This is a genomic window from Vulcanococcus limneticus LL, assembly GCF_002252705.1.
GTDB classification, from domain to species: Bacteria; Cyanobacteriota; Cyanobacteriia; order PCC-6307; family Cyanobiaceae; genus Vulcanococcus; species Vulcanococcus limneticus.
On the sequence record NZ_NQLA01000080.1, the window covers coordinates 1 to 8220 of the forward strand.

Genomic DNA, 8220 nt, shown 5'->3' on the forward strand with positions numbered 1-8220 from the left:
GGGCGTACGCCCCTGGAGGCAGCTCAACAGGGAGTTGCAGCATGACCACATCCACCCACTCTCATAAGGACTGGACCGACAAAGGGGGTCACGTCAGCCTCGCTGGAAGCGGCAGGTGGGGGACAGCCAGGCACAGGCCAACCATCTGGGGGGTGTGGCACCGCCCCCGTTAGCCGCTGCGTCGGTGGCTGCTGCACCTGTTGTCACGATGCATGATCTCGGGATTCCGAGCCCATCGGTGAAGGTCATGGGATCCGTTCAGGGTTGGTGGTCGTGGTCCAACCAGGTGATAGACCTGCCCACCCCTTGCCACGACTGACGTTTGAAGAGCCGACTCATAGCGGTTGATGGGAAGCTGCTTCAATTCCGATTTCTTGATATGGTTTGAGTGAGCCGACACCCTGAATCATGAAGGTATAATTATGAGAATTGCGCAAATTTCATCGCTACACGAAAGGGTTCCGCCGATCGGATACGGTGGAACCGAAAGGGTGGTTCACTATCTCACTGAGGAGCTGGTGCGGCGTGGCCATGAGGTGGTCCTCTTTGCCAGCGGTGACTCTCTCACCACGGCCCACCTCTGCCCGTGCGTACCGGAGGCCTTGCGGCTGGGCGGCCAGGAGGGTGACCCCAGCGTGCATGACGCGATCCAGCTCGATCATGTCATCGAGCAGCTCGATGACTTCGATATCCTCCATTTCCATAACGGTACCTTCCATTTCCCTCTGGCACGCCTGTTGGCAGTGCCCCATCTGAGCACCGTGCATGGCCCCCTCCATGGGCCCGAGCAGAGAAAGCTCTATGCCCACTTCAATCAGGTGCCCCTGGTGTCGATCTCCGAAAACCAGCGCCTGCCCTTGCCTCATGCCAACTGGCTTGGGACCGTGTACCACGGGTTACCCAGTGACCTCTATCGCTACCATGCAAATCCCGAACCATACCTGGCCTTCGTTGGCCGCATCTCGCCAGAAAAACGGCTGGATCGCGCCATCGCCATCGCCACGGCTGTGGGCCTGCCATTGAAGGTGGCCGCCAAGATCGATCCCGTCGATGCTCCCTATTTCCACGAACAGATCGAGCCGCTGCTGCTGAACAACCCATCAATTGAATTCGTTGGTGAGGTGAATGACGAGGGCAAACAGGATCTGCTGGGCAATGCTTTAGCCTTGTTGTTTCCGATCGACTGGCCGGAACCCTTCGGTCTGGTGATGATTGAGGCCAACGCCTGCGGCGCCCCGGTGATCGCTTGGCGCAACGGTTCCACCCCTGAGATCATCCGAGAGGGGGTTAACGGATTTCTCGTGGCATCGATCGAGGAGGCCATCGCCGCAGTCGGCCGACTGGAGCAGCTGGACCGATCGCGGGTCCGCAGCCACTTCGAGGTGCGCTTCTCGGTGACGCGTCAGGCCGAGGACTACGAACAGCTCTACCGACACCTGATCCAGGCCCGTCGCAGTTTCAGCCCCGCTCCCAGGACTGGGGTGTATGCCTGATCCAGTGCCTCCCTTCGTTCTCAAGAACGAGGAAACCTTCGCGATCCTGGATTCCCGTGGCGAGATCTGCCCGGAGCTTCAGCACGAAGCCGGAATTTTCCATCGTGGTACCCGTCACGTCAGCAGGCTGCAGCTGTTGCTGTGGGGCCGATCGCCGGTGGTGCTGAGCTCTACCGAGCGCGGGGCGGTGGGAGTGCTCGTGAGCCACCTCAGCAACAACAATGGTGATACGGGTGGACCAGCCGCCATGACGGTGCATCTGGAGCGCAGTACCGTGCTGACGCCCACGGCCTGCCTGCAGCAGTTCTGCTTCACCAGCTACCAGGACCGGCCCATCCAGATGCCGCTGACCCTGCGCCTGGATGCGGATTTCCGCGACATCTTCGAGGTGAGGGGATACCACAGGTCGGAGCGTGGCCGCACCCATCGAGGTCATGACGGCACCCTGGAGCTCATCTACAGCGGCCTGGATGGGGAGGATCGGCTGACTGTCCTGCGCCTGAGCGATCCCATTCAGGACGTGAGCGAGGACACCATCGAGCTGCTGATCACCCTGGAGCCCAGGCAGACCCGTCGGCTCTTCCTTGTGCTGGATTTCCATCCTGCCTCTATACCGCTGGGCCCGGAGGAGCATTACCACACGGCCATGGCCGCCACGGTCGACCGGTTCCGGGACGCCAGGCGCAGCGCCGCTGCGGTGGTCAGCGACAACCAGGCCTTCAACAGTTGGTTGATGCGCTCCTTCTCCGATGTACACCTGCTGGCCAGCCAGGTTGAGGATGGGCTCTACCCCTACGCCGGGGTTCCCTGGTTCAGCTGTGCGTTCGGCCGTGACGGCCTGATCACGGCTCGCCAGATGCTGATGGTGGAACCCAGGCTGGCGCGGGGCGTGCTCGGCTACCTGGCCAGACGCCAGGCCAGTGTTGATGATCCAGCCCACGATGAGGAACCGGGCAAGATCTTGCACGAATCACGGCTTGGAGAAATGGCGGCCCTCGGAGAAGTACCCTTCGCACGTTATTACGGAGCCGTCGACTCGACGCCGCTTTTTCTGATGCTTGCGGGCGACTATCTCTGCCGCAGCGATGATCGGGACTTCGTCGCCAGCCTCCTGCCTGAGCTCCAGGCCGCCATGGCCTGGATCCACAGGGCCGAAGCCACCAGTGCCGATGGGTTCCTCCGTTACCTGCGGGTTGCCGAGGGCGGCCTGAGCAATCAGGGCTGGAAGGATTCCGACGATTCCATACACCATGCGGATGGACGATTGGCCGAAGGCTCAATCGCCCTCTGCGAAGTGCAGGCCTATGCCTATGGTGCGCGCCGATCGCTCGCCTCGATTCTTCAGCGCCTGGGCCGCTGCAGCGAGGCCCAGGCGCTGCTGGAGGAGGCCGCCGCTCTGCGCCAGCGTTTCCACAAGGCCTTCTGGAGGCCGGCGATCGATTCCTATGCCCTTGCCCTTGATGGCGAAGGTCAACCCTGCGAGGTGAGGGCGTCGAATGCCGGTCACTGCCTCTGGACCGGAATCGCCACGGCACAGGCGGCTTCTGCGATCGCGCGGCATCTGATGGCCCCCACCAGCTTCAATGGCTGGGGGGTACGCACCCTGGATGAACGGGAGAACCGCTACAACCCGATGAGCTATCACAACGGCTCGATCTGGCCCCATGACAACGCCGTGATCGGCATGGGTCTGGCCAGGTACGGCCATCGCTCCGAAGCGCTGCAGATCCTGACTGGCCTGTTCGAGACAGCCAGTGCCGTGCCGATGTTCCGGTTGCCGGAGCTGTTCTGCGGGTTCCCGCGCCGGGAGGAGGAGGGCCCCACGTTCTACCCGGTGGCCTGCAGCCCCCAGGCCTGGGCCAGCGCCAGCGTCTTCGGCCTGCTGGAGGCGGTCACCGGCATGTCGATCGAGCGGGAGCAGGGCAGCAGTCGAGTGCAGGTCCGCCTGCGTAATCCCTGTCTGCCGAAGGGACTCAACCTCCTCGACATCAACGGGCTGCGACTGGGAGAGGAGGAGATCAATCTTCAGTTCCACCGTAGCGATCACGACGTGGGCGTGCTTGTGCGGGGTCGAACTCCTGGGGTGGACGTGCTGATCATGAAGTGACTTCCAAGCCAGGGCCACCCAGCTCACAGTACCCAGCTGGCGATACGACGCGGTAGCTTCTCCAGCGTCAAGGAGTTGATCGCCATGATCGAGCAATTCGAGGCGCCCTACAACAAGACCAAGGCGCCGTACAACTGGAGTGTGACGGCGGACTCAATACTGGAACAGCTCCAGCGACTTTGCTCGTCAAATCTCCGGGACGGCAAACTAGGCTCCGCCTGATGCCATCAGCTTTCCAAAGCAGAGGGGGGAGCTGTTCCGGACCACTTAGAGGCGGCATCAGCGGCGCCCACCCTTGCCGTTTTCTGAATGCTGCTGGCAGTTGAACGCGCGTCTGCCCCCCCCAGGACTATCTCTTGACATAGGGAGAATCCAGGCCAGGAGCCAGGACGCATACCTCGGGATCAACAGCAATAAACTGCCAGGAGGTCGCCATGAAGCTTGGGTGCAGCTGCGTGAGCTCCATTATCTACGAACCAAAGCATCTGCCAACTCCAGAATCGATCTGGCATAGCTCCATCCGTGACACAGAAATCAAGAGAAGCATCGTCACATAAACAACCACAAATGCTATTCCCAAAAAGGAGCCGAGAGTCAGCCAAGTCAATCTACCACCTCCAATGGTTGCAGCGCTACCCCAATGTCTCACCTCCCCACTATCACAACTCTCTGATTCAAGCGACTAGACAATCGGCAAGCACCTAGTCGTGCGTCCCTTCATTAACGTGCTCAGCAGCCTCTCCCGGGAGAATCGGAAACCTGGTGGACTTGACGCGAATGAATGCACCCGCTTGTAGCTCCTTGAGGCTATAATTGATCTAAGTGGGCCCCCATAGCGGCGTCAGTATAATGGTATTACTGGCTGGCTCCATTCGGTGGGGGCAAGCCAGAATGGCAGGGAGCTTTATGGCCTGAGCAAGAAGTACCAATAGACCGGTGGACGAGAGGGCTTTGAAATGAAAGCTCTGCCGACGCCTATCAACGACCACCTTATCGGCCATTATCGCCAATGTTCCATGAGAAGGGCATCAAAGGTGATAAACACACCCGATCACGGAGATCGGCTCGGCATGGGGAGTCCAGAGGCGAAACGACACACCATCGCCATAGGGAATAGAGCCCAGGCGTAGTATCAATGGCCCCTGCCCGCTATGGCCATGATGCAAGAACGTAACTTTGGGACGGCCAATGAACGTCATTTCTCACCCTACTCTGGTGGTTCAAATCCGCTCAATGTGCCGTGTCCCACACCTTCTTTTGTCAGATCTGCAACAACGGCCCCCCGAAGCGGTTTGAGACGGCTGTATCTGCCGTTGAAGCAGCAGTAGGCAATGGTTATGCCTGGTTGCACTACGGCGGTCCATCACGGAAGGAGCTATCTGGACTCGTTGAGTTGCTCGGCCTCCATTCCCTATCGATTGAAGACTGCCTGGATGACAATCAGGTTCCCAAGATCGAAGACTTTCCAGACAACACGTTCATTCTTTTTAACATCTTCGAGTATAATAGAGGCATTCTAGAGGTTGGCGAAATCAATATGTTTATCGGTGACAAGTTTTTCGTTAGCATCAGTCACCTCGATTCCATGCAGCGGCCATATCTAGATGATATTCAGCGTATTGTCGAAAAGAACATTGAAGGAGTCCGGCAAGGCCCCTCCCACCTCATGTACTTAATTCTTGACTACATTGTAGATCATAAGTTTGTTGCCATAGAGGCCATCGAAGATGAGTTGGATGATGTGGAGGGACTATTGATCGCAGAGCCCGCAAGTTTCAAGCCAGCAGAATTGATCAGGTTTCGGCGCTATCTTTTAAGGCTGCGAAAGAGCCTGTTTCACGAACGCGAGATCCTCAACAAGATTTGCCGAAAAGATTGCCGGTTTATTTCGGAACAATCAATCTATCATTATCGCGACATCTACGATCACCTTGTCCGCTTCTACGAGCTGACCGAGTCGTATCGGGACATCGTTACTGGCTTAATGGAGATGTATCTATCAATGCTCAACAACGAAATGGCAAGAGCGGCAAATGAGACGAATATGACGGTCAGGCGTCTGACACTGATCACTACAATCTTCATGCCGTTGACACTGCTTGCCGGAATTGGGGGGATGTCCGAATGGTCGATGATCACAGGCCCCGACAACTGGCGTGTGTCCTATCCAGCCTTCATGCTCGGTATGGTCTTCCTGGGTTTGGCAAGTTACTACTTTCTCAGTCGGTTGGATAGGAAGCGAGCCGGTCCGAAGCGCATCAGGCATCGTTGAAATGAGCGCATCCACACCCCCTCCATTGCCCCTCGCCCCACCTCCCAGCCCGCGCATCAAGCGAAGCCAAACCTCCATGGGTTGGAGGCGATGGGTCCCTGGATTGTCTGCCATCCGCCAGTACAAGATCGCCTGGCTCCGCCATGATATTGGAGCAGGCCTAGCCTTGACGGCCGTGTTGCTACCGGTCGGCATTGCCTACTCGGTTGCTTCCGGTGTTCCGGCCATCAGTGGCCTGTACGCCACCATCTTCGGCTTGCTTGCCTATGCCCTGTTTGGCCCCAGCCGGATGCTGGTCCTGGGACCGGACTCTTCGCTCGTCGCCCTCATCCTCGGCATCGTGCTACCGCTGTCTGCGGGTGATTCCCAGCGCGCCATGGCCCTGGCCGGGATGTTGGCACTCGTCTCCGGCAGCCTGTGCGTACTTGCCGGAACCGCTCGCCTGGGTTTCATCACCGAATTGCTCTCCAAGCCGATCCGCTACGGCTACATGAACGGCATCGCTTTGACCGTGTTGGTCAGCCAGTTGCCGGCCCTGTTCGGTTTCACAGTCAAGGGCGACGGACTGCTCAACGAAGCTTGGGCCTTTGTGGTAGCGGTTCTGGCCGGCAGGACGAATGGGGCAGCTCTGGCCCTTGGCATCGGCACCTTGGTATTGATCGGGCTCCTCAGACGCAGCAGGCGCGTCCCAGGAGTTCTGCTGGCTGTCGTTGCCGCGACTGTCAGCGTTACAGCCCTCAATCTTGCGACCCGATTCGGTGTGGCGGTGCTCGGTCCACTTCCCAGAGGTCTGCCCACTCTGGCTGTGCCCTCCATCAACGCGGGCGACATCGTGCCCGTGTTGCTCGGTGGCTTCGCCATCGCCCTTGTGTCGTTCGCTGACACGAGCGTGCTGTCGAGAACCTACGCCGCGCGGATCGGGGACAAGATCGATGCCAATCAGGAGATGGTCGGATTGGGCGCGGCCAACCTGGTCGCAGGTTTGTTTCAGGGCCTCCCCATCAGCGCCAGCGCTTCGCGCACGCCGGTGGCCGAAGCGGCAGGCGCCAAGACCCAGCTGACCGGGGTCGTGGGGGCGCTCACGGTCGCCGCGCTGCTTCTGGCGGCGCCGAACCTCTTAAGAAATCTGCCCACCGCCGCGCTCGCAGGGGTGGTGATGGCTTCAGCGATCGCCTTGATCGAGGTGGCTGACCTTCGACGCATCTACCGCATCCAGCGCTGGGAATTCTGGTTGTCAATGGTCTGCCTGGCCGGGGTCGCCTTCCTTGGCGCCATTCCTGGCATTGGTCTGGCGATCGCCATTGCTGTGATTGAGTTTCTCTGGGATGGGTGGCGTCCCCACTCAGCGGTCCTGGGACGGGTCGATGGTGTCAAGGGCTATCACGACATCAGTCGTTACCCAGAGTCGCGCCAGGTCCCGGGTCTGGTTCTGTTCCGGTGGGATGCGCCCCTGTTTTTCGCCAATGCTGAATTCTTCCGGAATCGTGTGATGGCGGCTGTCGAGTCATCACCAACTCCGGTGAACTGGCTCGTCGTGGGAGCTGAGCCTCTTACCAGCATTGATGTCACCTCTGCCGACACTCTGGATGAACTGGATCACAACTTAGCAAAGGCAGGAATCAGGCTCTGCATTGCTGAGATGAAAGATCCCGTCAAAGACAAACTCAAGCGCTTTGGCCTATTTTCACAATTTGGAGAAGATCGTTTCTTTGCCACGGTTGGGGAGGCCGTCAGTTGTTATCTCAAAGCCCACGCCGTTGATTGGGTTGACTGGGAGGATGAAGTCAAAGATCTCGATGGCGCAGCTTCAAGCTGAATCAATGAGCTTGAGTACCCAGTTCGCTCAGCAGCCATCTTGCCAAGAGGCTAGGATTGAAAACAGAGATCAGTCGCAACTCACGACTCTTAATCGAATCCAATTCCAGATAGGCTGTGTTCATGCCTTAGCTCCAGCTCCTGTTCGACACAGAGGAGCAATGCGAGCCCGCTTTTGAGAAGGCCCGCTTGCCTAATGGCTTTCATTGTCGCCGCAGCAACGGCCATAAGCAAAACCTGTATACAATGCCCAGAGCAGGCCTTGAGGGTCGTGCAGATGTATGGTTGATCGAGTGACTGATTGCCAAGACTGTTCGATTCTTAGCAATCAGTCTCGAACATTGCTGGACTACTGAGGGCCTCCTGAGAAAGTCGGAGCCGCTGCCGCCAATACAGATTCTGGCAGTCAGGTGCCTTGCTGAGTGATTATCAAGCCGCAGCTGTCTCAACGCTTGATGGCAGCTTGTTGCACCTCAGAGCTACAAGCTGGCTGCTCAGGATCTGCAGCCAGAAGGCAAACAAGGCAAAAAGAA

4 protein-coding genes are annotated in these 8220 nt (G+C 58.5%); all 4 read left to right on the top strand.

Annotated features, from left to right (window positions below; all coding sequences use genetic code 11):
• The first annotated feature begins 422 nt into the window (after positions 1–422).
• Positions 423–1493 carry a glycosyltransferase family 4 protein gene (locus CJZ98_RS16750; RefSeq protein WP_094592261.1) on the top strand — a complete coding sequence of 357 codons (1071 nt, stop codon included), beginning with the start codon at positions 423–425 and terminating at the stop codon, positions 1491–1493.
• Positions 1486–3600 carry an amylo-alpha-1,6-glucosidase gene (locus CJZ98_RS16755; RefSeq protein ID WP_094592262.1) on the top strand — a complete coding sequence of 705 codons (2115 nt, stop codon included), beginning with the start codon at positions 1486–1488 and terminating at the stop codon, positions 3598–3600. The genes CJZ98_RS16750 and CJZ98_RS16755 overlap by 8 nt, the downstream gene beginning before the upstream one ends.
• A 1240-nt stretch (positions 3601–4840) precedes the next feature.
• Positions 4841–5872 (top strand): magnesium transporter CorA family protein, encoded by a 1032-nt coding sequence (locus tag CJZ98_RS16765; RefSeq protein ID WP_094592263.1) that lies wholly within the window; start codon positions 4841–4843, stop codon positions 5870–5872.
• Positions 5873–5948: 76 nt separating this feature from the next.
• Entirely contained in the window at positions 5949–7688 is a 1740-nt protein-coding gene (locus tag CJZ98_RS16770; protein WP_198537924.1) for a SulP family inorganic anion transporter, read from the top strand.
• The last annotated feature ends 532 nt before the right edge of the window (positions 7689–8220 follow it).